Below are 24,371 nucleotides of genomic sequence, written 5' to 3'. Positions count from 1 at the left end.
ATTAAATTAATTAAATCCCAGCATTACAAATGGTTATGAAGTTATTTTCTATGGAAGTTTTAAATACTTTTTTTTACCTTAGCAAAAATGTAAACCATGAGATTTTCGATATTCTTTTTATTTTTCAGTACTACTATTTTGGCACAAGTTGACTATCCGAAAAATTATTTCAGAACCCCATTGGATATTCCAATGCAGTTATCCGGTAATTTTGGAGAGTTGAGACCCAATCATTTTCATGCAGGATTTGATTTAAGAACACAGCAAAAAGAAGGCTTGAAAGTATATGCGGTTGCGGATGGTTATGTTTCAAGAATTAAGATCTCCACTTTCGGTAATGGAAAAACGATTTATATCAACCACCCCAATGGATATACTTCCGTTTATGGACACCTAAAAATGGCCAATGGTGAAATAGAAAGGTTTATTAAGAAAACCCATTATAAAGAGGAATCATTTGAAATCGAAATATTTCTTAAACCAGATGAAATGGTGGTAAAAAAAGGTGATATTATTGCCTTTTCTGGAAACACTGGCGCTTCAGAAGGGCCTCATTTGCATTTTGAATTTCGAGATTCTAAAACGGAGTTTATCATCAATCCAATGCTTTTTGGATTCAATACATTTTTAAAAGACACGAAGAAACCAATCGTATCAGGAGTTTACGTATATCCCTTAGATGCAAAAACTACGGTTAATAACTCTAAACGTCCTTTATTACTGAATGTTTCTTTACAAAAAGATGGGACTTATTTATCGGATAAAGTGGTTGCAAATGGTGCAATCGGTTTTGGGATTTCGGCTTATGACTCTGATGATGTTTCTTTTAATAACAATGGAGTGTATAAAGTGCAGTCCTTTTATAATGGGAAACCAAATTTTGGTTACGAATTCAATACCTATTCCTTTGATGACATGCGGTATATTAATGCTTTAATTGATTATTCAAGATACAAGAAAATGCAACAACGTGTTCAGAAGCTTTTTATGAAAACTCCCTATAATTTGAGCTTTATTCAAGCCGATGAAAATAAAGGGGTTTTGCAAGTAACACCAAATTTAGCCTCGCTGTATCGCATTGAAGTTTCGGATTTTTTTGGAAATAAAAAAACAATCGCAATCCCAATCAAATATGATATCTTGACTACTATAATCAATAAGGAACCTGCGCAATCCAATTATTTTGTTCGAGCAAATAAAGACAGCAATTTTGCTTTAGGAAACATGTCGGTTTTCTTTCCTGCAGGAACGTTTTACGAAGATTTTGATTTGAATTTTGATGTTAAAAATGATACCTTGTTTTTGCATGACGATACGGTTCCTGCACACTCTAATTTTACAATTTCTATTGAGGATACAAAATCTTCGGAAGGGCAGAGAGAGAAAATGTTTATTGGCAGAATCGAAGGCAAGAAAATAAATTATAATCCAACGTATCGAAAAGACGGTCTTTTTACATCAAAAGTTAAAATCTTGGGAAAATATGCTTTGATTGCTGATACGGCAGCGCCAAAAATAAGTATTGCAACACCAATTGAAGGAAAATGGATCAGTGATCAAAAGACTATTCAGCTCGCTATTAACGATGAAGGTTCCGGTATAAAATCTTATAATGGGTATTTAAATGGTAAGTGGGTATTATTTGAATATGATAATAAAACCAAGAAGTTAACGCATTTTTTTAACGATGGAATAGTGTCTGACGGTGCTAATGATTTAAAAGTGGTTGTGGTTGATAATGTAGGAAATTCAACTACCTTTGAAACTCGTTTTTTTAGAAGTCAAAAATAATAAAAATCAAACCCTTTGAACGCGAACCAATTAGTTTCTGTATTCTTTTTTTACTTATTTAGCCTCAGTCTTTCTGCCCAAACGGCTCGGATTAAAGGGGTTATTTTAGACAAAAATAATCAGCCGGTAGAAAACGTAAATATCTCCTATTCCAATTTTGGCACACAGTCCAATAAAAACGGATTTTACAATCTAAAAGTTCCTGCAAACCAAAATGTAACGGTCGTTTTTACGCATGTCTCTTTAAAGAAAGTCACGATTACCTTTTATTTGGATTCTAATGAGGAGAAAGAGTTCAACCCAGTGATGAGTGACCAAGAAGAGCAAATGGGGGAAGTTATTGTTACAGCGAATAATAGAAAGTTGATTCAAGGAATTACTACAATTGAGCCGGAGATTCTTCGAAAAATTCCCGGTGCAAATGCTGGAATTGAAAATATTTTAAAAACCTTGCCAGGTGTAAACTCTAATAATGAATTGAGTACGCAGTATGCAGTGCGCGGTGGAAATTATGACGAGAATTTGGTCTATGTTAATGAAATCGAAGTGTATCGTCCGTTCTTGATTCGTTCAGGACAACAAGAAGGCTTAAGTTTTACCAATACGGATTTAGTTCAAAATGTTGAGTTTTCAGCAGGTGGTTTTCAAGCCAAGTTTGGCGATAAATTATCTTCGGTATTAGACATTACTTATAGAAAGCCGATTCAATTTGGCGCAAGCGTGGAAGCTAGTTTTCTTGGCGGAAGCCTCTCGGTTGATGCGGTTTCCAAAGATAAAAAATGGTCAGCTGTTACAGGAGTTCGATATCGAAACAATAGCCTTTTGGTAAAAAGCCAAGAGACGCAAACTAATTTTACGCCATCATTTGCTGATGTACAAACCAACATCAATTATCAAGCCTCCGCTAAATGGCAGTGGAGTTTCCTGGGGAATATTTCTCAAAATAAATACCAATATCAGCCCTTAACAAGACAGACTAAATTTGGAACTATAGACAATCCTATGGCGTTAACTGTTTTTTATGAAGGTCAAGAAAAGGATAAATACGATACTTATTTTGGAGCTTTAAAAACAACCTTCAACGTCTCAGATAATTTCACCCTGAAATTTATAGGGTCTATTTTTCATACTTTGGAACAAGAATATTTTGATATTTTTGCGCAATACCGTCTTGGCGAAGTTGATGCCAGTATAGGTTCTGAAACGTTTGGTGAGGTAGCTTTTACGAGAGGAATTGGTTCTCAGCTGAGTCATGCTCGTAATGATTTGGACGCCTTAATAGTAAATACGGAGATCAAAGGATTTCATGATTGGAAAGAAAGTCAATTTGAATGGGGAATTAAATATACGCGAGAATCCATTCGGGACAGGATAATAGAGTGGGAGGTCATTGATTCAGCTGGTTTTTCATTAAATCCGCCAATTATAGATTTGCCAAAAAATAATCAGCCGTATTCGCCTTACACCGGGCCACTTGTTCCCTATCAAAATATCCGTGCGACTAATTTTAATTCCATTAATAGATTCTCAGGGTATGGTCAGTGGAGTTTGAAATCCAACATTGGGACTAGTGAGGTGTGGTATAATGCTGGCGTCCGAATGCACAATTGGGAAGTTTTAGGAGCAACTATTATAAGGAAATTCCAAACAACGTTCAGCCCAAGAGCGCAATTTGCTATTAAACCAGATTGGGAGAAAGATATGGTCTTTAGACTTTCAGGAGGATTTTACCATCAGCCACCATTTTACAGGGAGTTGAGAGATAGTGATGGGAAAGTGCAACCCAATACGGAAGCACAGCAATCGGTTCATGTTGTTTTGGGGAATGACTATAGTTTCAAAATGTGGAATCGTCCTTTTAAATTGGTTTCAGAACTGTATTATAAGGCGCTAACAAATGTCAATACCTATACAATAGACAATGTTCGGATTCGTTATGCTGCTAATAACGATGCTACGGCTTATGCTCAAGGGTTAGATGTGCGCTTGAATGGGGAATTTGTTCCTGGAACAGAATCGTGGTTTAGTTTTGGTTATTTGCAAACAGAAGAAAATAGCAATGAAAAAGGATTTATCGCAAGACCCACGGATCAAAGATTGAAATTTGGACTTTTGTTCCAAGACTATATGCCTGCTATTCCAAGTATAAAATTATATTTGAATTTAGTTTACAACACAGGATTACCTGGCGGTTCACCCTCGTATGTCGATCCCTATTTGTACCAAAACCGATTGAATGATTACCGCCGCGTGGATGTAGGTTTTTCTAAGGTTTTTATTGATCATGCTACTATAAAAGAAAATAATAAGGGCTGGTTGAAAGATTTTAGAGAGTTGGCAATAGGCTTAGAAATTTTTAATCTTTTTGACAATCAAAATGCGATTACCAATACTTGGGTTCGGGATGTGTATTCGAAAAATCAATATGCAGTTCCTAATTATATGACCACCAGAGTTTTTAATCTAAAATTGACAGCGAAGTTGTAATGGGGAATTCTGACGAAGGTAGGGTTCAATTTTTATTAGTTAAATCAAGGATTGAATGGCGTTACCATTTTTAAAAATGATTACATTTGAATTTTAATAGTATAACAACATGAAAAAAATACACATCACAATAATAGGAATTGCAATTTTACTTTTAACAAGTTGTAAAGAGGAAGTCGAAAAACCAAAAGTTACTTATGATGGCACAAATAGAGCAAAAGAATTAAGCAAAGCTGATTCTACTCAAATACAAATTGCTGATTTGCCGCTTCAAATGGAAGGTACGGAATACCTGCTTCACCCTATTGCAGATTTAAGTATTCGGGAGCGAGGAGTAAAGTCTAGATATGGTTCTTCTAGTGTCAATGATTTGAGTTTTACTATCTCAAACTACGGCGAATATGAAATCACCGGTTTTTTACAGAATATAAAATTCCAAAAGGTAGATTCAGATTCTATTAAAAAATTAACCGAAAGACCTGTTTTGATTCAAACAGCAACCTATTTGAAGTCGGTTGCGGATAAGACCAAAAACCAAATAATGGTGTATACCATGGTAGATATGGACACAAATAAGGATGGTAAATTAGACACAAGTGATATTAAAGCATTGTATTTAAGCGATATTAGTGGTGATCGATTTACTAAGATGTCATCTGATTTTCAAGAATTAATCGATTGGAAATTGATTGGATCTAAAAACCGACTATATTTTAGAACCGTTGAGGATACCAATAAAAATGGTCAATTTGATAAAAATGATGTCGTTAACTATTACTACATCGATTTGTCAAATAGGGAATGGAAAATTATTGGCTATGAGCCAGTTTAAAAGCAATTATTTTAAATCAATATATCACTTTCTAAATCTGATTTTTCAATTTTGAAATCAAAACCCAACTGCTTTACTAATTGAATCACAAGGTTCTTATACCAGTTTTCTGATTTGGGATGAATGTATATTTTTTCGATTAATACATTGATGTCTACATTGATTTTCAATCCTTCATTAATTTTAATCTCGCTTTCACCAATATCAGTAAGGATACGTACTTCACCTTCATATTGAAAACTTTTGCGCTTGAATAAAAAGGGGAAAAATAAATCATCAAACGGAATGTGCTCTTTCTTGTAGTCGATGTAATTTACTTGGCCAATATATTGATTGAAATGTATTTCCTGAGCCAAGGCTTCTTGTAAACGTCCAATAGTGGATTGAATGGCTAAACCTTCACTGTTTTGCGTGAAAATTTGCCACATGGCAAAGGATTCATATTCATTGATATGCCAGCTGCTGACGGCTACTTTTTCCCGATGCGTTTTATAATAGTTCAAAAAATCAGGATTGTCTATAGAGAGCTTTTTTATTTCTTCAAAAGTGGGTTCGCTAAAGGTACCTTCATATTGATCTTCGAATTTATCGGATCGCGACATGAATAATTTTTTGGACATTAATAAATCCAAAAATTTAGATAAGTCTAGGTATTTCCAAACAACGGTGTTTGGATTTTCAGGGAGTTTTATCGTTGGATTTTTAATGTACATTTTTTTATATTTTAACTTTAAAAAATAATACTACTTCCTAAATCTCTCTGCTACTCAAAAGATTGAAGAGTGACTAATTTATTATATACACCATTTAAAGCGATTAGCTCTTCGTGGTTTCCTTGCTCTACTATTTTACCTTTTTGCATTACAACAATTACATCTGCTTTTTGAATTGTAGATAATCGGTGCGCGATTACAATCGAAGTTCTGTTTTGCATCATGTTTTCTAAAGCGATTTGAACAAATTTTTCGCTTTCGGTATCTAGTGCTGAGGTCGCTTCATCTAAAATCATAATTGGAGGATTTTTCAATACTGCACGCGCAATAGATAAACGTTGTTTCTGACCACCAGAAAGTTTGTTACCGCTGTCGCCAATATTGGTATGAATTCCTTTTGGCAAGTCTTTTACAAATTCATAAGCATTGGCAATTTTCAACGCCTCGATAATTTCGTCATCGGTAGCGTTTAATTTTCCTAATGAAATATTTGCTTTTATCGTGTCATTAAATAAAATACTATCCTGTGTAACTAATCCCATTAATCCACGAAGTGACTGCAAGTCTAGATCTTGGATATTCGTCCCGTCAATAGCGATTGTTCCTTCATTGACATCATAAAAACGGGTCAATAAATTAGCAATTGTACTTTTTCCACTACCAGATTGTCCTACAAGTGCAACTGTTTGTCCTTTTTTAACTTGAAGCGAAAAGTTCTTTAGCACGTTTTCGTCTTCATATTTAAAGTTGATGTTTTTAATAGTAATATCTGATTCAAACGTGTTTTTTTGAATCGCATTTTCTTTAGAGGTGATTTCGTTTTTTACATCTAATACTTCAAAAACACGTTCTGCAGCGGCCAACCCATTTTTCACTGAATACGATGCTTTTGAAATCGCTTTTGCCGGAGTAAGGATGTTAAACGCTAATGTCAAATAGACAATAAAAGAGGCTCCATCTAATGTTTTGTCATTTAAAACTAAAAGACCTCCGTAAAAAAGTAAAATGGCAATAGTAGTTACACCCAGAAATTCGCTTAATGGCGTAGCCAAGTTGTTGCGGCTTCCTATACTGTTCGTTAAATTCAATAATCGCGTCACTGAATCGTTAAATCTACTTTTAAAAGAAGGTTCAGCATTGTAACTTTTTATAACTTTAAGTCCGCCTAACGTTTCCTCCACAACTGATATGAGTGATCCACTTTCTTTCTGGGCTTCCAATGATTGTGCTCTTAAGTTCTTCGCTAATTTTGAAATAATATATCCCGAAATCGGCATGAATATCAAGACAAATAAAGTTAATTTCGTACTGATGGCAAACATCATCCCTAAAGCAAAAATGATAGTTAAAGGCTCTTTAACTACTAATTCTAAGATTGAAAAAAAGGAATTTTGAACCTCATTGACATCACCTAGCATGCGCGCCATCATATCTCCTTTTCGTTTCTCCGAATAGTATGAAATGGGCAACTCAATAATTTTATCATACATCGACTGTCTCAAATCTTTCAAAACGCCGTTTTTAAGATGCATGATATGATAGGAAGCTAAATAGTTGAATAAATTTTTAATAAAAAATGTGGTAATAACCATTGCTACAACAAACAGTAATACGATTTCAGTACTTTCTCCTGCCGATAAACTTGAAATTTTGTAATTCAAATAGTCAATTACGTATTCTTTAATACTTCCTATTCCTGCATATACAGGCTGAGCTAATACTTTTTCTGTTTTTCCAAAAAGTACCTGTAAAACTGGAAACAGAGTCAACATAGAAATAGTGCTAAACAACGCATACAATATGTTGTAAATCACATTCCAAGTAATATGGGACTGATACGGCTTAGTAAAAGGAAATAATTTTTTTATGTTTGCATCCATTAGTTCAATTGCATTGCAGTAATTATGTTTTTGATCTTGTTGTCTAGATCAGCTTCTACCTCTTCAAAATCTTCTACAGCATCCAGTTCGGTATTTACGCTGATATAGAATTTAATTTTTGGCTCCGTTCCACTTGGTCTGGCACATATTTTTGAGCCGTCTTCTGTGTAATAAATCAATACATTCGATTTTGGAATGACCATTGTTGATTCGGTTCCATCCAATAAGTTTTTAGCGATTGAGGATTGATAATCTTCTAGCATAATAACACGTTGGCCGTTAATTTCTTTCATTGGATTTTCTCTCATGTCAATCATCATCTGATTGATTTCTTGTAAACCGTCCATTCCTTTTTTAGTCAATGAAACCAAATGTTCTTTGTAAAATCCATTATCAACATACAATTTAAGGAGTTCTTTATAAACGGTACTTCCTTTTGCTTTGGCTTGAGCCGCTAATTCGCAAATCAATAAAGTAGCCGCAACAGCATCCTTATCACGTACAGCATCACCAACCATGTATCCAAAACTTTCTTCGCCACCGCCTATGAATTCTAACTCAGGAAAATCCTTAATCATTTTGGCAATCCATTTAAAACCGGTCAATCCCACTTTGCATTCCACATCGTAGTTTGTTGCCAATTCCATCATCATCGGGGTCGAAACGATTGTAGAACCTACAAATTGTTTGCCATTGATTTTTCCTGCTTGTTTCCATTGTTCCAGTAGAAAGGCAGTCATCAAAATCATAGTTTGATTTCCGTTCAGTAAGGTCATTTTGCCTTCGTTATTTCTAACCGCAACACCCAATCTATCACAATCAGGATCAGTTCCAATTACAATATCCGAATTGGTTTTGTCTGCCAAGGCCAAAGCCATTGTCAATGCTTCTGGCTCTTCAGGATTTGGAGATTTAACGGTCGGGAAGTCCCCATTAGGCACTCGTTGTTCTTCTACAATATTCACATTAGTATAACCCGCTTGCGATAAAGTATCAGGTACTAATTTTATAGAAGTGCCGTGCAAAGAGGTGAAAACAATATTCAGATTCTTTTTGGCTTCAACCGAAGTACCAAAACTTGCATTTTCAATTGTAGATTTGATAAAAGCTTCGTCAATTTCGGTATCAATATAATGAATCAAATTTTCATTTGCATTAAATTTAATCTGATTGTAATTTAAATTTTCAATAACATTGATGATGCCTTCGTCTTCTGGCGGTACGATTTGTCCACCATCTTGCCAGTATACTTTGTATCCGTTATATTCAGGCGGATTATGTGATGCCGTAAGCACAATCCCGCACTGGCAACCCAAATGTTTCACAGCAAAGGACAATTCTGGAGTAGGTCTCATGTCGGAAAATAAATACACTTCAACACCATTAGCACTAAAAACATCCGCAACTAATTTGGCCAACGTATCACTATTGTGACGACAATCATAAGCAATAACGGCTTTTAAAGGCTGGTTAGGAAAGGCAGTGTGCATATAATCTGAAAGTCCTTGCGTGCTTTTTCCCAATGTATATTTATTGATACGATTGTTTCCCACGCCCATAATACCACGCATTCCGCCGGTTCCAAATTCAAGATTTTTGTAAAAACTCTCCTCTAGATCTTTTGGAGAGGTAGTCATTAATTCTTTAATCGCTTCCTGTGTAGCGGTATCAAATGTTGGTGTTAACCACTCATTTACTGCATCTAAAATGTTTTGTTTGATTTCCATGCTGTATTTTTTTTTAGTTTCTAAATTCGGAGTTTAAATTTAAATCCAATTGTTTTTTTTTGGAGCTTAATCCTGCTATTCGTTACAATCTTTTATGCTGAACCCCAGCATAAAAAGGATTTTCACTGCTATCAGGGCTAGTTAGTAGGTGATAGAAAATTATTTTTTGCAACCAATTTTATTTCTTTCGGTATCGATTTTTGCATCAACATATTTATCTTCAAGATAATTTACGGCTTCATAAATATCTGGAAAATGATTTTCAATTCCTAAGTGCCTTATTGCTGTTTACGGCACTCAAAAAATTTATCTCTCCGTTTTCAGTAAGGGAAGAGGTCTTATATCTTAATTCTACTTCGTTTGAGGTCACAATTTGCGACCTCATACTAGTAAACTTTATTTCAGTGACTTCAAACCTGAAATCATAAGGGAGCTGTTTTTTATATAAGTACCTTCTACCAAGAAGTCTAAATTATAAAAAATTAACTTCACTCGAAACTTTATAACGCTCTTCATTATTTTTTGTTCGCAAAATGATTTCACCTAGAAAACCAGCCAAAAATAGTTGTGTTCCCAAAATCATCGTGGTCAATGCAATAAAAAACCAAGGATTATTCGTTACCAGACTATAGCGCATGTCATTGTACATGTGGTACAATTTAGAAACGCCAATATATCCAGCAAGCACAAATCCAATGATAAACATGAGGGAACCCATAGCGCCAAAAAGGTGCATCGGTCTTTTGCCAAAACGAGACAGAAACCAAATGGTAATTAAATCCAAGAATCCATTAATGAAACGTTCCATACCAAATTTAGTTTCACCATATTTGCGAGCTTGATGCTGTACTACTTTTTCGCCAATTTTTCCAAAACCGGCATTTTTTGCCAAAACTGGAATGTATCGGTGCATTTCGCCTGAAACCTCAATGTTTTTTACAACAATATTTTTATATGCTTTCAATCCGCAATTGAAATCATTCAATTCCACGCCAGATGTTTTTCTCGCCGCCCAATTAAATAATTTCGAAGGCAAGTTTTTTGCCACCACGGAGTCGTAGCGCTTTTTTTTCCAACCGGAAACTAAATCATATTTCCCGTTGATAATCATATCGTATAATCCTGGAATTTCCTCTGGACTGTCTTGTAAATCGGCATCCATGGTTATAATGACATCACCTTGGGCTTTTGCAAAACCAGCATGCAATGCCTGTGATTTGCCAAAATTTTTCATGAACCGAACGCCTTTTACATTTAAGTTTTCAACGGCAAATCCTTCAATTATATTCCATGAATTATCCGTACTTCCATCATCCAGAAAAATGATTTCGTAGGTGTAATTATGAGATTGCATCACTTTGATGATCCAATTGTAAAGTTCACTAAGCGATTCCTCTTCATTAAGAAGCGGTATGAGTATAGATAAATTCATTAATTTTTATTCTTGTGTGGATTTGCTTTTAAAGAATGCCGCCAAAATTAAACCAAAAATTGAACTGAAAACAATACTAAAAACAGAACCTTTAAGTAATTCTACAGTAGAATAAGGACTGTTTTCTTTTAATTTAGCTATGGCTTCATTAATGGCTGATGCTGGTGTTCCAAACTTCTGCATCATATTTACAGTGTACTTAATCATTAATTCATTTAAAGTATCTTTAGCTGAAGGATCAATGAAATTAAATAAAAGAATATTAAAAAGAGTAGAAATCAATATACCTATTAGTATGGCTATGAAGTACGTTGTAAAAGCATCTTTGAAAGAGAAAATACCGTTCAGTTCTCTTTTTGTTTTAGAAAGCAAGACAATTCCCAGAACAAGATAAGTTAAAATACTCAAAACGCCAATCCACCAAGAAGTGAACAAATTTAAATCAATAGCGTATATTGTTGCTGTAATTAATGCAGAAACAATTCCGATTGCTACTCCAAAGGTTATTCCATTCTTTTTAATAATTTCGTTGATCATTTTGGTTGTTTTAGAATTAGTCGACAAATATAACAATTCCCAATATATTCAGAGCTAAAAATCGGTTTTTACAATTATATAAAAAAAGTGTTTCAAAGATTTGTTTATTGAAAAATAATTGTAAATTTGCAAACTCAAAATAATAGTGTAAAACAAAAAGTTATGAGGTGTTTATACCTTTTCTGTTAGAAGAAAAGCTTCAAGACAACTTATAATTAACAAATAAAAAAAGATTAACAAGATGAAAAAAGGAATTCACCCAGAAAATTACAGATTAGTTGCATTTAAAGACATGTCAAATGACGAAGTTTTTATCACTAAATCTACTGCAGATACAAGAGAAACATTAACAGTTGATGGTGTTGAATACCCAGTTGTAAAAATGGAGATCTCTAGAACATCTCACCCTTTTTACACAGGTAAATCTAAACTTATCGATACTGCAGGACGTATTGACAAGTTCAAAACTAAATACGCGAAACACGCTAAATAATAAAAGCTTGTTTTTAAATACATCAAAGCCTTCCTTTTTGGAGGGCTTTTTTATTTTATTTATTTGAAAACTTTGTAACTTTGAAGTCAATATTATAAAAAGGGAAGTTGTTTGAAATCATTTTTAATCAACAAATAACCGAATCAACAAATAAACAATTTTATGAATTACATACTTTTTGACGGACCATCTAGAAACGCCTTATTGCCTTTTACGTTCACGCGTCCAGTTGCTGATATTCTTATTGGAATTATGACGATTCGTCAAAAATGGGAAATGCGTTTGGGATCTACCACAACTACATTAACAGAAGAATATTTGTCTGAAAAGTTTCCAATGGTAGAATTAGAAACGAATGTAATGATAAATGCTTCTTTTCTTCCAAACGATATTTTGGTCGAAATGGTAAGTAATCTAGAACCAAATCAAGCTATTTTTAAGGGAGATGAAGTAATTGCTTTTTATACCAATGAAGAGCAGGAAGAGGTAGATTTTGATACTTACGAGATTATAGAATTTAATGAGGACTGTTTGACAGTTCAAAATACATGGGATATTTTTGCTAAGAATGATGCAGCAATTCGAGAAGATTTTGAATATTTAATAGAGGATAGAAGATCACAGCCCATTCCAAAAAGTGTTAACGTAATTGCTCCTGAAAATATTTTCATAGAAGAAGGTGCAAAGTTAGAATTTGTTACTTTAAACGCATCGATGGGTCCGATCTATATCGGCAGAGATGCTGAAATCATGGAAGGATCTGTTATCAGAGGTCCTTTTGCCTTGTGCGAAAATGCGCAAGTAAAAATGGCATCTAAGGTATATGGAGCTACAACCGTTGGTCCACATTCCAGAATAGGCGGTGAAGTTAATAATTCGGTTTTGTTTGGCTACTCCAATAAAGGTCATGACGGATTCCTAGGAAATTCTGTTCTGGGGGAGTGGTGTAACATAGGTGCCGACAGTAATAATTCGAATCTAAAAAATAATTACGAAGAAGTAAAATTGTGGAGTTATGAAACCGAAGGATTTGCAAAAACAGGACTTCAGTTTTGTGGCTTGATGATGGGAGACCACAGTAAATGTGGAATTAACACCATGTTCAATACGGGAACAGTAGTAGGAGTGAGCGCTAATATTTTTGGCAGCGGTTTTCCCCGTAATTTTGTGCCAAGTTTTTCTTGGGGAGGAGCTGCTGGTTTTACGACGTATATCACCAAAAAGGCTTTTGAAACCGCCCGATTAGTAATGGGTCGCAGAAATGTGGAATTCGATGTAAGAGAAGCGGCTATTTTAGAACATGTTTTTGAGGAATCTAAAAGGTGGAGGAAAGAGTAGTTTCTGCATTTAATAATAAGACAAAAGCCTCAATTTAGAGGCTTTTGTTGTTTATAGAAAAGAGTAAATGAGTGATTTATTGGTAAGCATATACAAGCGAACCGTCTTTTATCAGGTCAATCAGTATATTGGAATTTTTATCAGGAACAGAGAAACAGCCGGAACTGAATTTGCTATACATGCGTTTTGAGGAATGAACTACAATGTTTCTTTTTAAGGCATTAGAATTTTTATCATTTTCTAATCCGTTTAGTTTTAACGAATATCCCCAGATTCCTTTGTACGTCTGCAAGGTTACATAACATCCCAGCGAGGTTGCGTTGCTTCCTACATTATTACTAAAAGAATGAGGTGTCATTCCTGTTCCAGAGCCTGAACCATGGTCTACATTGCTTTCAAGTAGTATTTTACTATTTTTTAAATCAATAACATAAAGTCTTGCCTCCTCTATTGATTTTGAAAAATCAATTAAGGTTATAATGTTTTTATTTTTAGCCTTAAAACCCCATTTTGTCTGTATTTCGTAAGCTTTCTTTACAATTTCTTGGTTGCCTTGCGCAACAATAAAATGGAAACTGCATAAAAGAAGTATAGTTAGTTTTTTTTTCATTTCTCCGTTTTTAAATGGTTTCTCTTATTTCTTCAATTGCGTTTGATCAGCATGTCATCAGCATCATAGTCTACGCCATACTCGCAAAAATAAACATCTGCGAAATTCGGTAACTTTCTTTTTAGGTTTTTGATTATGCAAATACCTGTATTTCAAATACCAAACTATAAAATAATACTTTTATTGTACTCTATTTTGTGATTTATTAAGGATTGATTGTTCGTCAATTGTATTCTCAAAAGGCTTTTAAGTGCTTCGGAGTTAGTTTTTTGAGGCTTAATGTTTTATTTTTATGAAAATAATTAGAAAACAAGTACGATTTACTCAGTTTAGATTATTAAATATAAAAGATTTATGGAAGAGATTATTGGGATTTTAAATGGTATTGTATGGAGTAATGCATTAATTATTTTGTGTTTGGGGACTGGGTTATATTTTTCTTTAAGAACGCGTTTTTTACAGATACGTCATGTTAAAGAGATGTTTAGGTTATTGTTTGACGGTAAGAGTTCAGAGTCTGGAGTTTCATCTTTTCAGGCTTTATCAATGTCTTTAGCAGGCAGAGTAGGTACGGGAAACATTGCAGGGGTTGCTACTGCAATAGCTTTTGGAGGGCCTGGAGCCTTATTTTGGATGTGGATGGTGGCTTTTTTTGGAGCAAGTACAGCTTTTGTTGAGGCTACATTAGCCCAAATTTATAAGGAAAAGCATTTGGGGGAATTTCGCGGAGGACCTGCTTTTTACATTGAGCGGGGTTTAGGTGTAAAATGGTTTGGCGTCTTGTTTGCGATAGTTTCAATTGTTTCTGCAGGAGTCTTGTTGCCGGGTGTTCAAGCTAATTCTGTTGCAGACGGGATACAGAATGCATTTGAAATTGAGACTTGGAAGTCAGGGTTAGCGGTGGCTTTGATATTTGGTGCTATCGTTTTTGGTGGTGTAAAAAGAATCGCAAAATTCACCGAATTTGTCGTTCCGATAATGGCGATCGCTTACATTGTTATTGTACTGATTATTATAGCAATTGATATTGATAAGCTTCCTGGTGTAATCGCCTTAGTTTTTAAAAGTGCTTTCAATATGGAAGCTGGTTTTGGAGCAGTTTTTGGTTTAGCAATCCAGTGGGGGGTAAAGAGAGGAATTTATTCTAATGAAGCAGGTCAGGGTACAGCACCACATATTGCTGCTGCAGCAAATGTTTCGCATCCTACTAAGCAAGGGTTAGTTCAGTCCTTTTCGGTTTATATTGATACTTTACTAGTATGTTCAGCTACTGGATTTATGTTGTTGATTACGGGAAAATATAATGTGCTGAATCCCGTATCAGGTCCTGATGGAGCTACTAACTATTTGTATCAAGGAGCACAAAATGTATCGGCTGGTCCCGGATTTACACAAACAGCAATGGATAGTGTTTTGCCTGGTTTTGGTTCTTATTTCGTTGCTATTGCACTGTTTTTCTTCGCTTTTACGACTCTACTGGCGTACTACTACATTGCTGAGACAAACATTTCGTATTTGACTAGGAATTTTAAATCTCCTATTTTTACTCATGTACTTAAAGTGTTTATGATGATAGTGATTATGTATGGCTCAATTAATCAAGCAAAATTAGCTTGGAATATTGGTGATTTAGGAGTGGGATTAATGGCTTGGTTCAATATTATTGCCATTCTTCTTTTACAAAAACCAGCATTGTTAGCTTTGAAGGATTACGAAAAACAAAGAAAAGCAGGACTAAATCCTATTTTTCATCCAGAAGATATTGGGGTGTCAAATGCCCATATTTGGAATACAATAAATAAAAAGAAAGAAGAGTAGTCCTTTAGTATACATGCGCTGTAAGAGCTTCTAGAAATCAGAATTTATTCTGTTTTCTAGAAGCTCTTATTTTTTAGTAAACCAATTACTTAATTAATCTATCTTTGCACTTTTTAAAACAAATCGGTTTTCAGCGTAACGAACAGCCGAATCTACAAATCAACAATTCAATGATTACAGTTAACGATATTTCAGTACAATTTGGTGGTACAACGCTTTTTAGTGATGTTTCTTTTGCTATTAATGAAAATGATAAAATTGCCCTTATGGGCAAAAATGGAGCTGGTAAATCAACGCTTCTTAAAATAATTGCAGGGCAAAGCAAACCTTCAACAGGAAATATTTCGGCTCCAAAAGATGCTATAGTAGCTTATTTGCCCCAACATTTATTAACTACGGACGGTGCTACAGTGATGGAAGAAACGTCGAAGGCCTTTGGAGAAATTTTTGGAATGAAAGCGGAGATTGATGAAATTAATGAGCAATTGACCATTCGTACCGATTATGAAAGTGATGCTTACATGAAATTAATCGAACGGGTTTCTGATTTAAGTGAGAAATTCTACGCGATTGAGGAGGTCAATTATGAGGCTGAAGTAGAGAAGATTTTAGTTGGTTTGGGTTTTGAACGGGAAGATTTTAACAGACAGACTTCTGAGTTTTCAGGAGGTTGGAGAATGCGAATTGAGTTGGCCAAAATCCTTCTGCAAAAACCAGATTTAATTTTGCTAGATGAGCCTACTAATCACATGGATATTGAAAGTATTCAGTGGTTAGAAGATTTCTTGATTAATTCGGCCAAAGCAGTTGTGGTCATTTCTCACGATAAAACTTTTGTAGATAATATTACCAACAGAACGATTGAGGTAACAATGGGAAGAATCTATGATTATAAAGCAAAGTATTCTCATTATCTAGAATTGCGAAAAGACAGACGTATTCATCAGCAAAAAGCATACGATGAACAACAACGTATGATTGCAGACAACCGAACTTTTATTGATCGTTTCAAAGGAACATTTTCTAAAACAGATGCGGTGCAATCGCGTGTCAAAATGTTAGAAAAATTGGTTATAGTTCAGGTTGATGAAGTAGATACTTCGGCATTAAAATTAAAATTTCCGCCAGCAGTACGGTCGGGACAATATCCGGTAATTGTGAAAGATTTATCAAAATCTTACGGAGATCATGTGGTCTTCAAAGATGCCAATATCGTTATTGAAAGAGGAGAAAAAGTAGCTTTTGTAGGGAAAAATGGAGAAGGAAAATCGACGATGATTAAAGCAATCATGAAAGAGATTGAAATCAATGGTGGTAGTTTAGAAATTGGTCATAATGCACAAATTGGTTATTTTGCGCAAAATCAAGCTTCTTTATTAAATGAAAACGCCACTATTTTTGAAACGATTGATGATATTGCTGTTGGAGATGTTCGTACCAAAATCAAAGATATTTTAGGCGCTTTTATGTTTCAGGGTGATGATGTGACCAAAAAAGTAAAAGTGCTTTCCGGTGGAGAGAAAACCCGTTTAGCGATGATAAAATTATTATTGGAACCAGTTAATTTATTGATTCTAGATGAACCATCGAATCACTTAGACATGAAAACTAAAGACATTATCAAAGATGCCTTGCGAGATTTTGACGGAACTTTAATTTTGGTTTCACACGATAGAGATTTCCTAGACGGACTGGCGACTAAAGTGTTTGAATTTGGAAACAAAAGAGTAGTAGAACATTTTGAAGATATTACTGGCTTCTTGGCACACAAGAAAATGGATAGCATGAAAGAGATCGAGAAATAGTATATTTAAATTCTAAATTAGAATGAGGCTGCACTTTAAAATGCAGCCTCATTTTTTTATAGCCTTATTCCAGGAGGAAGTAACTCTTTATAAATAGGGTTTTTTTTGAAAAATACTACTATTTTTGGAAGAATAGGAACTACTTTGAATTTTCGTTCTGTAGCAATTTCCATAATGTTTTTTAGGAAACTAGAGATGAATTCTTCATTTTCGAATGATTCTGGAACATTTATTTTAGTTAAAAATATTTTCTTCTCTTGGAATGAATATTCAACCGAAACTAATCCTTCATCTACTGTAGTTTCAAATTGTCTTGCAAAAGTATTGTCTGTGATTTCCATAGGGATTACTGAATCCATAATAATTAACTTTATTTCATTGGTACCTCTACCAAAAGTATCTTTGATTTGGAAATAATTTTGATTTTAAAGTTTTCAAAATTAGTTATTCCCATGGCATCTCTTGCCTTCAAAACTTGGGTGTCAATTTCTATTTCGCCTTCGATTAAAAATAAGTAAACACCATTTTCAGGAATTCGGACCGTGTAGGCCGAATTGGTGTCGCTATCGAAAATTCCCAAGTGGAAAAAGGTTTTCTGGTAAACCCAAAGTGCATTGCCGTCATTTTGATCCTTTGGCGAAACGATGTTTACAAAGGTATTGATTTGATTTTCAATATCAAATGATTTCTGGTCGTATCTTGGTGTCACGTTTTCTGTGTCAGGAAATACCCATAGCTGTAATGTTTTTGCCTCTTCTTTCTGACTGGCATTCATTTCAGAATGTTCTACTCCGGAACCGGCACTCATTACTTGAACTTCCCCAAAGCCAATTATCCCTTCGTTTCCCATACTGTCGCGGTGCTTCAAACCACCTTCAAGTGGGATTGTAATAATTTCCATATTGGCGTGTGCATGGGTACCAAAACCTGTTCCGCCCGCAATAGTATCGTCATTTAAAACACGTAACATACCAAATTGTTGTCGCTCAGGATTAAAATAATTTCCAAATGAAAAGGAGAAATTGGCTTTAAGCCAACCAAAATCAGCCGTGCCTCTGGTATTTGATGTGAAGAGTTGTGTTGTCATAAATTATTGATAATATAAAGTAAATAATGGGAGGGTTACCGATAAAAAAATTAATTTTATACAAAATTCGCTATAAAAAAGTGGAATATTGTTATAAAATCGTTAAAACAATTATGAGTAAAATCCATGTTTATTTAATGCCAGGTTTGGCGGCAAGTGCAACTATTTTTGAGCGGATCGTCCTGCCAAAAGAAACATTTGAAACACACTTATTAGAGTGGGAAATTCCACTAGACAATGAATCTTTGACGAAGTATGCAAAGCGGATTGCCACTAAAATCAAACATGAAAATCCGGTTTTAATTGGAGTTTCATTTGGAGGAATTTTGGTTCAAGAAATGGCTAAATATAGTGCCGCTCGCAAGGTTATTATTGTTTCAAGTGTAAGAAGTAATGCAGAATTTCCACGCAGACTGAAAATTGCTAAAACTACTAAAGCCTATAAGTTAATTCCTTTGCGCTTAATCGCCAATATTGAATCTCTTGCTAAATTTTCTTTTGGGGAGAAAGTGAATCAAAGATTAAAACTATATCAAAAATTTCTTTCCGTTCGCGATATTCGCTACTTAAACTGGGCAGTAGAACAAGTAGTTTTATGGGACAGAACTGTTGTCGATGAAACCGTAATTCATATTCATGGTGATATGGATGATGTTTTTCCTATAAAAAATATTAAGAATTGCATCGTTGTAAAAGGAGGAACGCATATTATGGTTTTAAATAAATACAGATGGTTTAATACGAATTTACCAGGCATTATTGAAAGTTAGAAGAAAAATTTAAACAAGCTGTTTTTTTTTTATTAATAACAGCTAAACTAATAAAATGAGAAAAATTAAAATAGTAAGTACTATCGCAGTTCGGTGTTTGGTAGGGGGGGTGTTGATCTTTAGTGCTTCATGCAAGAAACCTAATACAGAATTAGTTCAAAAAGAGATTGTTAAGAAAGTAGCAACAATGCATTATTTTCCAGAAAAAATTGACTTTGCTGGTGAAGAGGCTCCTTTGAAAATTGCAGATGTAAAAGAGCGATTTGATAGAGAATTAATAGTGAATACCAATTACCATTCGTACACGATTCTGGCCTTGAAAAGAGCCAATCGAGCTTTCCCAGTAATAGAGCCCATTCTTAGGAAAAATGGAATTCCAGATGATTTTAAATATCTAGCAGTTATAGAAAGTGGATTAGTAAATGTTGTATCAAAGGCTGGGGCAAGAGGCGTATGGCAATTTATGCCGGAAACCGCTAGGGAAATAGGTTTGGAAGTAAATACGAATGTAGATGAGCGCTATCATCTTGAAAAATCAACACAGGCAGCCTGCAATTTTCTTTTGAATGCTAAAGCAAAATTTGGTTCTTGGACATTAGCTGCCGCTTCCTATAATAGAGGATTGGTTGGAATTAAAAAATTATTAGATTTCCAAAAACAAGCAAATTATTATGATTTGTATATGAATGAGGAAACAGGTCGTTACTTGTTCCGAATAATGGCGCTTAAAGAAATTATGAAGAACCCATCTAAATTTGGTTTCGAAGTCAATAAAGAGGATAAGTATGAAATGATTCCGACGAAAAAAGTTACAATAGATTATCCCATTACTAATCTAGTCGCTTTTGCAAAAAGACAGGGGATTAATTATAAAATTTTAAAAATACATAATCCTTGGCTTAGGGAAACCAAGCTAATCAATGCCACGGGTAAAACGTATCAAATAGAAATTCCTTTAAAAGGATATTAATGATGAAAACTAGAAAAGGGCCAAATGAGTATCATTTGGCCCTTTTCTAGAAGTGTAAAAAATTATATCTTTTTCATTTGATCTTTCATCATTGTAATTTGATCTTTCAACATATTTTGCTTGTCTAATTTTTTTGCTTCATTCAGTAGGGAGGTTGCTTCCAGTTTGCGACGACGCGTCATGGCAACACCGGCTAGGTTTAATTTGGCTACAGCCAAGTCCATGTCCATGGACAGCCCAAGTTCAATCGCTTTCTTGAAATATTTCTCTGCTTGATTGATATTCGTTTGAGATAACATGATTCCGTGTAAGTAATTAAAATAGCCTTGTTGTTTTTGAATTAAAGCCGTTTCTGGGTTTTTGATGTAAGCCAACCATTTTTTAGCGCCTTCAAAATCTTGTTTTCTAAGTTTTAAGAACGCCAATAAGATGAATTCATTTTTGAAGTAAAGGAAAATAGGAATTGCACTTAATAGTACGAGGAATATTCCGTTACCAATATTACTTTCTGTAAATTGCCAAATGCTAGTAAGGATAATAAGTCCGGCGATAATAAGTTTAATATTTCTGTGAAACATAGTGTGTTTATTTTAAGATCACAAAGATAGTAAAATGAATTGAAAATATTTTTACAAAACTGCTTGTGAGAAAAAAAAGTCTTTGTATATTTGCACTCGGTTTTAGAATAACGGTTATTCGAAATAAGAAGACATATAAATAAGATTTTAAAGATACAAAGCAATGAGCAAAAGAACGTTTCAACCATCGAAAAGAAAAAGAAGAAATAAGCACGGATTTATGGACAGAATGGCTTCTGCGAATGGAAGAAAAGTTCTTGCTAGAAGAAGAGCTAAAGGAAGACATAAATTGACTGTTTCTTGCGAACCAAGACACAAAAAATAATGTTTGTATAAACATAAATAAGGCGTTACTTTTTTTAGTATCGCCTTTTTTTATACCTATTCGTTAAAAAAAGAGGGAGATTTACAAGTAAAAGATTTGATTTCCATAACTTTAGTCTCTTGAAATAATAACTACACAACACAATACTACTTATACAATGCCAAAAGATACATCCATAAAATCAGTTTTAATAATAGGTTCAGGTCCTATTGTTATTGGTCAAGCATGTGAATTTGATTATGCGGGATCACAATCTGCTCGTTCTATCCGTGAGGAAGGAATTGAAGTTATCCTAATCAATTCCAATCCAGCAACCATTATGACCGACCCATCCATGGCCGATCATATTTATTTGAAGCCCTTAACTACTAAATCGATTATCGAAATCCTTAAAGCACATCCTCAAATCGATGCCGTTTTGCCTACAATGGGCGGACAAACGGCTTTGAACTTGTGTTTGGAAGCAGACGAAAAAGGAATTTGGGCTGATTTTGGAGTGAAATTAATCGGGGTAGATGTAAACGCCATTAATATTACCGAAGACAGAGAGCAGTTCAAACAATTGCTTAAAAAAATAGGTGTTCCCTCCGCGCCAGCTGAAATATGTACTTCTTACCTTAGAGGAAAAGAAATAGCACAGGAATTTGGTTTCCCGTTAGTAATTCGTCCTTCGTTTACTTTAGGAGGAACCGGAGCAGCAATTGTTTATAAAAAGGAAGATTTTGATGAACTTTTGACTAGAGGTTTAGAAGCATCGCCTATTCATGAGGTGTTGATTGATAAAGCTTTAATGGGTTGGAAAGAATATGAGTTGGAACTTTTGAGAGATAAAAACGACAACGTTGTGATTATCTGTTCGATCGAAAATATGGATCCAATGGGAATTCATACGGGAGATTCCATTACGGTTGCGCCAGCAATGACATTATCGGATCGCACTTTTCAAAGAATGCGCGATTATGCTATCTTGATGATGCGAAGCATCGGAAATTTTGCAGGAGGTTGCAATGTACAGTTTGCCGTTTCGCCAGATGATAAAGAAGATATTGTTGCTATCGAAATCAATCCTCGTGTGTCACGTTCCTCCGCTTTGGCATCAAAAGCAACGGGTTATCCTATTGCAAAAATTGCGTCAAAATTAGCTTTGGGTTACAATTTAGATGAATTGCAAAACCAAATCACCAAATCAACTTCGGCTTTATTCGAACCAACTTTGGATTATGTGATTGTGAAAATACCCCGTTGGAACTTTGATAAATTCGAAGGTGCTGACAGAACGTTAGGACTTCAAATGAAATCAGTTGGTGAAGTAATGGGGATTGGACGCTCGTTCCAAGAAGCCTTGCACAAAGCAACTCAATCCCTAGAAATCAAAAGAAATGGTTTAGGAGCGGACGGAAAAGGATATACCAACTACGAACAAATTATTGAGAAACTGACTTTTGCTAGTTGGGATCGTGTTTTTGTGATTTATGATGCCATCGCCCTTGGAATTCCATTGAGTCGCATTCATGAAATTACTAAAATCGATATGTGGTTCTTGAAACAATACGAAGAACTGTATACATTAGAGAAAGAGATTTCAAACTATAAAGTAGATACTGTCCCAAGAGAACTTTTGCTCGAAGCGAAACAAAAAGGTTTTGCCGACAGACAAATTGCACACATGATGGGTTGTCTAGAAAGTCAAGTGCATACGTTACGAACTACAATGAACATCAATCGTGTGTTCAAACTGGTTGATACTTGTGCGGCTGAATTTAAAGCAAAAACGCCGTATTACTACTCTACTTTTGAAGCCGAAATAGAAAAAGCGGATGGTACGCGTTACGTGGATAACGAAAGCGTAGTAACGGATAAAAAGAAAATAATTGTTCTTGGGTCAGGCCCAAATAGAATTGGACAAGGAATAGAATTTGATTACTCTTGCGTTCATGGGGTGCTTGCCGCCAAAGAATGTGGCTACGAAACCATCATGATCAACTGTAATCCAGAAACGGTTTCGACTGATTTTGATACAGCGGATAAATTGTATTTCGAACCGGTTTTCTGGGAACATATTTACGATATTATCCAACATGAAAAACCAGAAGGTGTAGTCGTGCAATTAGGAGGTCAAACGGCTCTAAAATTGGCGGAGAAATTATCTAAATACGGGATTAAAATTATAGGAACGAGCTTTGACGCTTTGGATTTAGCTGAAGACAGAGGACGTTTCTCAGAATTGTTAACCGAATTGAAGATTCCTTTCCCACAATTTGGAATTGCTGAAACAGCTGATGAAGCTTCCGCTTTGGCTGACACGTTAGACTTTCCTTTACTGATTCGTCCTTCGTATGTGTTGGGAGGTCAGGGAATGAAAATTGTAATCAACAAGCAAGAACTGGAAGAACACGTGATCAATTTGTTGAAAACGATTCCAGGAAATAAATTGCTTTTAGATCATTATCTTGATGGTGCGATAGAAGCCGAAGCCGATGCGATTTGCGATGGCGAAAATGTATACATCATAGGAATTATGGAGCACATCGAACCTTGCGGTGTGCACTCTGGTGATAGTAACGCAACTTTACCGCCGTTTAACTTAGGTGAATTTGTGATGCAACAAATAAAAGATCATACCAAAAATATTGCTTTGGCTTTGAGAACCGTTGGTTTAATCAACATTCAGTTTGCGATAAAAGATGATATCGTTTATATCATTGAAGCGAATCCTAGAGCGTCTCGTACGGTGCCGTTTATTGCCAAAGCCTATGGCGAACCGTATGTAAACTATGCGACTAAAGTAATGCTAGGTCACAATAAAGTAACCGATTTTACTTTTAACCCACAATTGAAAGGATATGCCATCAAACAACCAGTTTTCTCCTTCAGTAAGTTCCACAATGTCAATAAAGCATTGGGGCCAGAAATGAAATCAACAGGCGAAAGCATCTTGTTTATTGATGACTTGAAAGACGATCAGTTCTATGAATTGTACTCCAGAAGGAAAATGTATTTGAGTAAATAAAACTTGAATTTGTTATATGTAAAAAGCCCCGATTGGGGTTTTTTTTGTGGGATTATGTTTTGTATTAGTGGTCTATTGTTGTGGGCCCAAAGTCGGAGACATTTGCGTAACATAAACCGACTAACTCTTTGTAGAGCGGGTTTTTGTTTGTGAATAAATTGAAGTTAA

20 protein-coding genes are annotated in these 24,371 nt (G+C 34.9%); 11 read left to right on the top strand and 9 right to left on the bottom strand.

The window, feature by feature from the left end; translation table 11 throughout:
* The first annotated feature begins 96 nt into the window (after positions 1-96).
* The 3 genes from BLS90_RS03125 (at position 97) to BLS90_RS03115 (ending at position 5,110) form a co-directional block, all read left to right on the top strand.
* The gene (locus BLS90_RS03125; RefSeq protein ID WP_091255141.1) at positions 97-1,791 is read left to right on the top strand and encodes a M23 family metallopeptidase; all 1,695 of its coding nucleotides are present in this window, start codon (positions 97-99) and stop codon (positions 1,789-1,791) included.
* 15 nt (positions 1,792-1,806) lie between these two features.
* Positions 1,807-4,278 carry a TonB-dependent receptor gene (locus BLS90_RS03120; RefSeq protein WP_091255139.1) on the top strand — a complete coding sequence of 824 codons (2,472 nt, stop codon included), beginning with the start codon at positions 1,807-1,809 and terminating at the stop codon, positions 4,276-4,278.
* Positions 4,279-4,387: 109 nt separating this feature from the next.
* Positions 4,388-5,110 (top strand): hypothetical protein, encoded by a 723-nt coding sequence (locus BLS90_RS03115; RefSeq protein WP_091255138.1) that lies wholly within the window; start codon positions 4,388-4,390, stop codon positions 5,108-5,110.
* Between the two features lie 11 nt (positions 5,111-5,121).
* Here BLS90_RS03115 and BLS90_RS03110 read toward each other — a convergent pair whose 3' ends face one another.
* From BLS90_RS03110 to BLS90_RS03090, 5 genes are all read right to left on the bottom strand, one after another.
* Positions 5,122-5,823 carry a hypothetical protein gene (locus BLS90_RS03110; RefSeq protein WP_091255136.1) on the bottom strand — a complete coding sequence of 234 codons (702 nt, stop codon included), beginning with the start codon at positions 5,821-5,823 and terminating at the stop codon, positions 5,122-5,124.
* 50 nt (positions 5,824-5,873) lie between these two features.
* Positions 5,874-7,703 (bottom strand): ABC transporter ATP-binding protein, encoded by a 1,830-nt coding sequence (locus tag BLS90_RS03105; protein WP_091255132.1) that lies wholly within the window; start codon positions 7,701-7,703, stop codon positions 5,874-5,876.
* A complete protein-coding gene (locus tag BLS90_RS03100; RefSeq protein ID WP_091255130.1) occupies positions 7,703-9,430 on the bottom strand; it encodes a phospho-sugar mutase in 1,728 nt (575 codons plus the stop codon). The genes BLS90_RS03105 and BLS90_RS03100 overlap by 1 nt, the downstream gene beginning before the upstream one ends.
* Before the next feature lie 472 nt (positions 9,431-9,902).
* Positions 9,903-10,862: a glycosyltransferase family 2 protein gene (locus BLS90_RS03095; RefSeq protein WP_091255126.1), complete on the bottom strand. Its 960-nt coding sequence runs from the start codon at positions 10,860-10,862 to the stop codon at positions 9,903-9,905.
* A gap of 6 nt (positions 10,863-10,868) precedes the next feature.
* Positions 10,869-11,399, bottom strand: coding sequence for a DUF4199 domain-containing protein (locus tag BLS90_RS03090; RefSeq protein WP_091255117.1), 531 nt, complete (start codon positions 11,397-11,399; stop codon positions 10,869-10,871).
* Positions 11,400-11,640: 241 nt separating this feature from the next.
* Here BLS90_RS03090 and BLS90_RS03085 point away from each other — a divergent pair, with 241 nt between their 5' ends.
* Positions 11,641-11,892 carry a type B 50S ribosomal protein L31 gene (locus BLS90_RS03085; RefSeq protein WP_066077760.1) on the top strand — a complete coding sequence of 84 codons (252 nt, stop codon included), beginning with the start codon at positions 11,641-11,643 and terminating at the stop codon, positions 11,890-11,892.
* Between the two features lie 162 nt (positions 11,893-12,054).
* Entirely contained in the window at positions 12,055-13,230 is a 1,176-nt protein-coding gene (locus BLS90_RS03080) for a GlmU family protein (RefSeq protein WP_091255114.1), read from the top strand.
* A gap of 76 nt (positions 13,231-13,306) precedes the next feature.
* Here BLS90_RS03080 and BLS90_RS03075 read toward each other — a convergent pair whose 3' ends face one another.
* Entirely contained in the window at positions 13,307-13,840 is a 534-nt protein-coding gene (locus BLS90_RS03075) for a murein L,D-transpeptidase catalytic domain-containing protein (RefSeq protein ID WP_091255113.1), read from the bottom strand.
* 354 nt (positions 13,841-14,194) lie between these two features.
* Here BLS90_RS03075 and BLS90_RS03070 point away from each other — a divergent pair, with 354 nt between their 5' ends.
* Together BLS90_RS03070 and BLS90_RS03065 are read left to right on the top strand one after the other, a co-directional pair.
* On the top strand, positions 14,195-15,658 hold the full coding sequence (locus BLS90_RS03070; RefSeq protein ID WP_091255112.1) for an alanine/glycine:cation symporter family protein: 1,464 nt from the start codon (positions 14,195-14,197) through the stop codon (positions 15,656-15,658).
* A 170-nt stretch (positions 15,659-15,828) separates the two neighbouring features.
* Positions 15,829-17,463 (top strand): ABC-F family ATP-binding cassette domain-containing protein, encoded by a 1,635-nt coding sequence (locus BLS90_RS03065; RefSeq protein WP_091255423.1) that lies wholly within the window; start codon positions 15,829-15,831, stop codon positions 17,461-17,463.
* A 56-nt stretch (positions 17,464-17,519) separates the two neighbouring features.
* On the opposite strand, the gene BLS90_RS03060 is transcribed toward BLS90_RS03065, so the two are convergent.
* A complete protein-coding gene (locus BLS90_RS03060; protein WP_091255421.1) occupies positions 17,520-17,804 on the bottom strand; it encodes a GNAT family N-acetyltransferase in 285 nt (94 codons plus the stop codon).
* 29 nt (positions 17,805-17,833) lie between these two features.
* Positions 17,834-18,550 (bottom strand): pirin family protein, encoded by a 717-nt coding sequence (locus BLS90_RS03055; protein WP_091255111.1) that lies wholly within the window; start codon positions 18,548-18,550, stop codon positions 17,834-17,836.
* 113 nt (positions 18,551-18,663) lie between these two features.
* Here BLS90_RS03055 and BLS90_RS03050 point away from each other — a divergent pair, with 113 nt between their 5' ends.
* Both BLS90_RS03050 and BLS90_RS03045 read left to right on the top strand, forming a co-directional pair.
* Positions 18,664-19,320: an alpha/beta hydrolase gene (locus BLS90_RS03050; protein ID WP_091255419.1), complete on the top strand. Its 657-nt coding sequence runs from the start codon at positions 18,664-18,666 to the stop codon at positions 19,318-19,320.
* A gap of 55 nt (positions 19,321-19,375) precedes the next feature.
* Entirely contained in the window at positions 19,376-20,290 is a 915-nt protein-coding gene (locus tag BLS90_RS03045) for a lytic transglycosylase domain-containing protein (protein ID WP_091255109.1), read from the top strand.
* Positions 20,291-20,352: 62 nt separating this feature from the next.
* Here BLS90_RS03045 and BLS90_RS03040 read toward each other — a convergent pair whose 3' ends face one another.
* A complete protein-coding gene (locus BLS90_RS03040) occupies positions 20,353-20,868 on the bottom strand; it encodes a hypothetical protein (protein WP_091255108.1) in 516 nt (171 codons plus the stop codon).
* 163 nt (positions 20,869-21,031) lie between these two features.
* Here BLS90_RS03040 and rpmH point away from each other — a divergent pair, with 163 nt between their 5' ends.
* The gene (rpmH, locus tag BLS90_RS03035) at positions 21,032-21,193 is read left to right on the top strand and encodes a 50S ribosomal protein L34 (RefSeq protein WP_007136275.1); all 162 of its coding nucleotides are present in this window, start codon (positions 21,032-21,034) and stop codon (positions 21,191-21,193) included.
* A 157-nt stretch (positions 21,194-21,350) separates the two neighbouring features.
* Positions 21,351-24,203, top strand: a complete 2,853-nt coding sequence (carB, locus tag BLS90_RS03030) for a carbamoyl-phosphate synthase large subunit (protein ID WP_091255107.1) — start codon at positions 21,351-21,353, stop codon at positions 24,201-24,203.
* Positions 24,204-24,371 lie beyond the last annotated feature (168 nt).

The sequence above is a fragment of the Flavobacterium omnivorum genome, assembly GCF_900099915.1.
Lineage (GTDB): Bacteria > Bacteroidota > Bacteroidia > Flavobacteriales > Flavobacteriaceae > Flavobacterium > Flavobacterium omnivorum.
Note: the sequence above shows the minus strand (reverse complement) of the source record. Positions and strands in the feature narration are given on the sequence as shown.

Coding starts and splice junctions, on each gene's coding strand:
- BLS90_RS03100 (WP_091255130.1), bottom strand. CDS start 9,430: ATGGAAATCAAACAAAACATTTTAGATGCAGTAAATGAGTGGTTAACA.
- BLS90_RS03075 (WP_091255113.1), bottom strand. CDS start 13,840: ATGAAAAAAAAACTAACTATACTTCTTTTATGCAGTTTCCATTTTATT.
- BLS90_RS03050 (WP_091255419.1), top strand. CDS start 18,664: ATGAGTAAAATCCATGTTTATTTAATGCCAGGTTTGGCGGCAAGTGCA.
- BLS90_RS03060 (WP_091255421.1), bottom strand. CDS start 17,804: ATGGAAATCACAGACAATACTTTTGCAAGACAATTTGAAACTACAGTA.
- BLS90_RS03110 (WP_091255136.1), bottom strand. CDS start 5,823: ATGTACATTAAAAATCCAACGATAAAACTCCCTGAAAATCCAAACACC.
- BLS90_RS03065 (WP_091255423.1), top strand. CDS start 15,829: ATGATTACAGTTAACGATATTTCAGTACAATTTGGTGGTACAACGCTT.
- rpmH (WP_007136275.1), top strand. CDS start 21,032: ATGAGCAAAAGAACGTTTCAACCATCGAAAAGAAAAAGAAGAAATAAG.
- BLS90_RS03105 (WP_091255132.1), bottom strand. CDS start 7,703: ATGGATGCAAACATAAAAAAATTATTTCCTTTTACTAAGCCGTATCAG.
- BLS90_RS03095 (WP_091255126.1), bottom strand. CDS start 10,862: ATGAATTTATCTATACTCATACCGCTTCTTAATGAAGAGGAATCGCTT.
- BLS90_RS03125 (WP_091255141.1), top strand. CDS start 97: ATGAGATTTTCGATATTCTTTTTATTTTTCAGTACTACTATTTTGGCA.
- BLS90_RS03040 (WP_091255108.1), bottom strand. CDS start 20,868: ATGTTTCACAGAAATATTAAACTTATTATCGCCGGACTTATTATCCTT.
- BLS90_RS03045 (WP_091255109.1), top strand. CDS start 19,376: ATGAGAAAAATTAAAATAGTAAGTACTATCGCAGTTCGGTGTTTGGTA.
- BLS90_RS03055 (WP_091255111.1), bottom strand. CDS start 18,550: ATGACAACACAACTCTTCACATCAAATACCAGAGGCACGGCTGATTTT.
- BLS90_RS03090 (WP_091255117.1), bottom strand. CDS start 11,399: ATGATCAACGAAATTATTAAAAAGAATGGAATAACCTTTGGAGTAGCA.
- BLS90_RS03070 (WP_091255112.1), top strand. CDS start 14,195: ATGGAAGAGATTATTGGGATTTTAAATGGTATTGTATGGAGTAATGCA.
- BLS90_RS03080 (WP_091255114.1), top strand. CDS start 12,055: ATGAATTACATACTTTTTGACGGACCATCTAGAAACGCCTTATTGCCT.
- carB (WP_091255107.1), top strand. CDS start 21,351: ATGCCAAAAGATACATCCATAAAATCAGTTTTAATAATAGGTTCAGGT.
- BLS90_RS03085 (WP_066077760.1), top strand. CDS start 11,641: ATGAAAAAAGGAATTCACCCAGAAAATTACAGATTAGTTGCATTTAAA.
- BLS90_RS03115 (WP_091255138.1), top strand. CDS start 4,388: ATGAAAAAAATACACATCACAATAATAGGAATTGCAATTTTACTTTTA.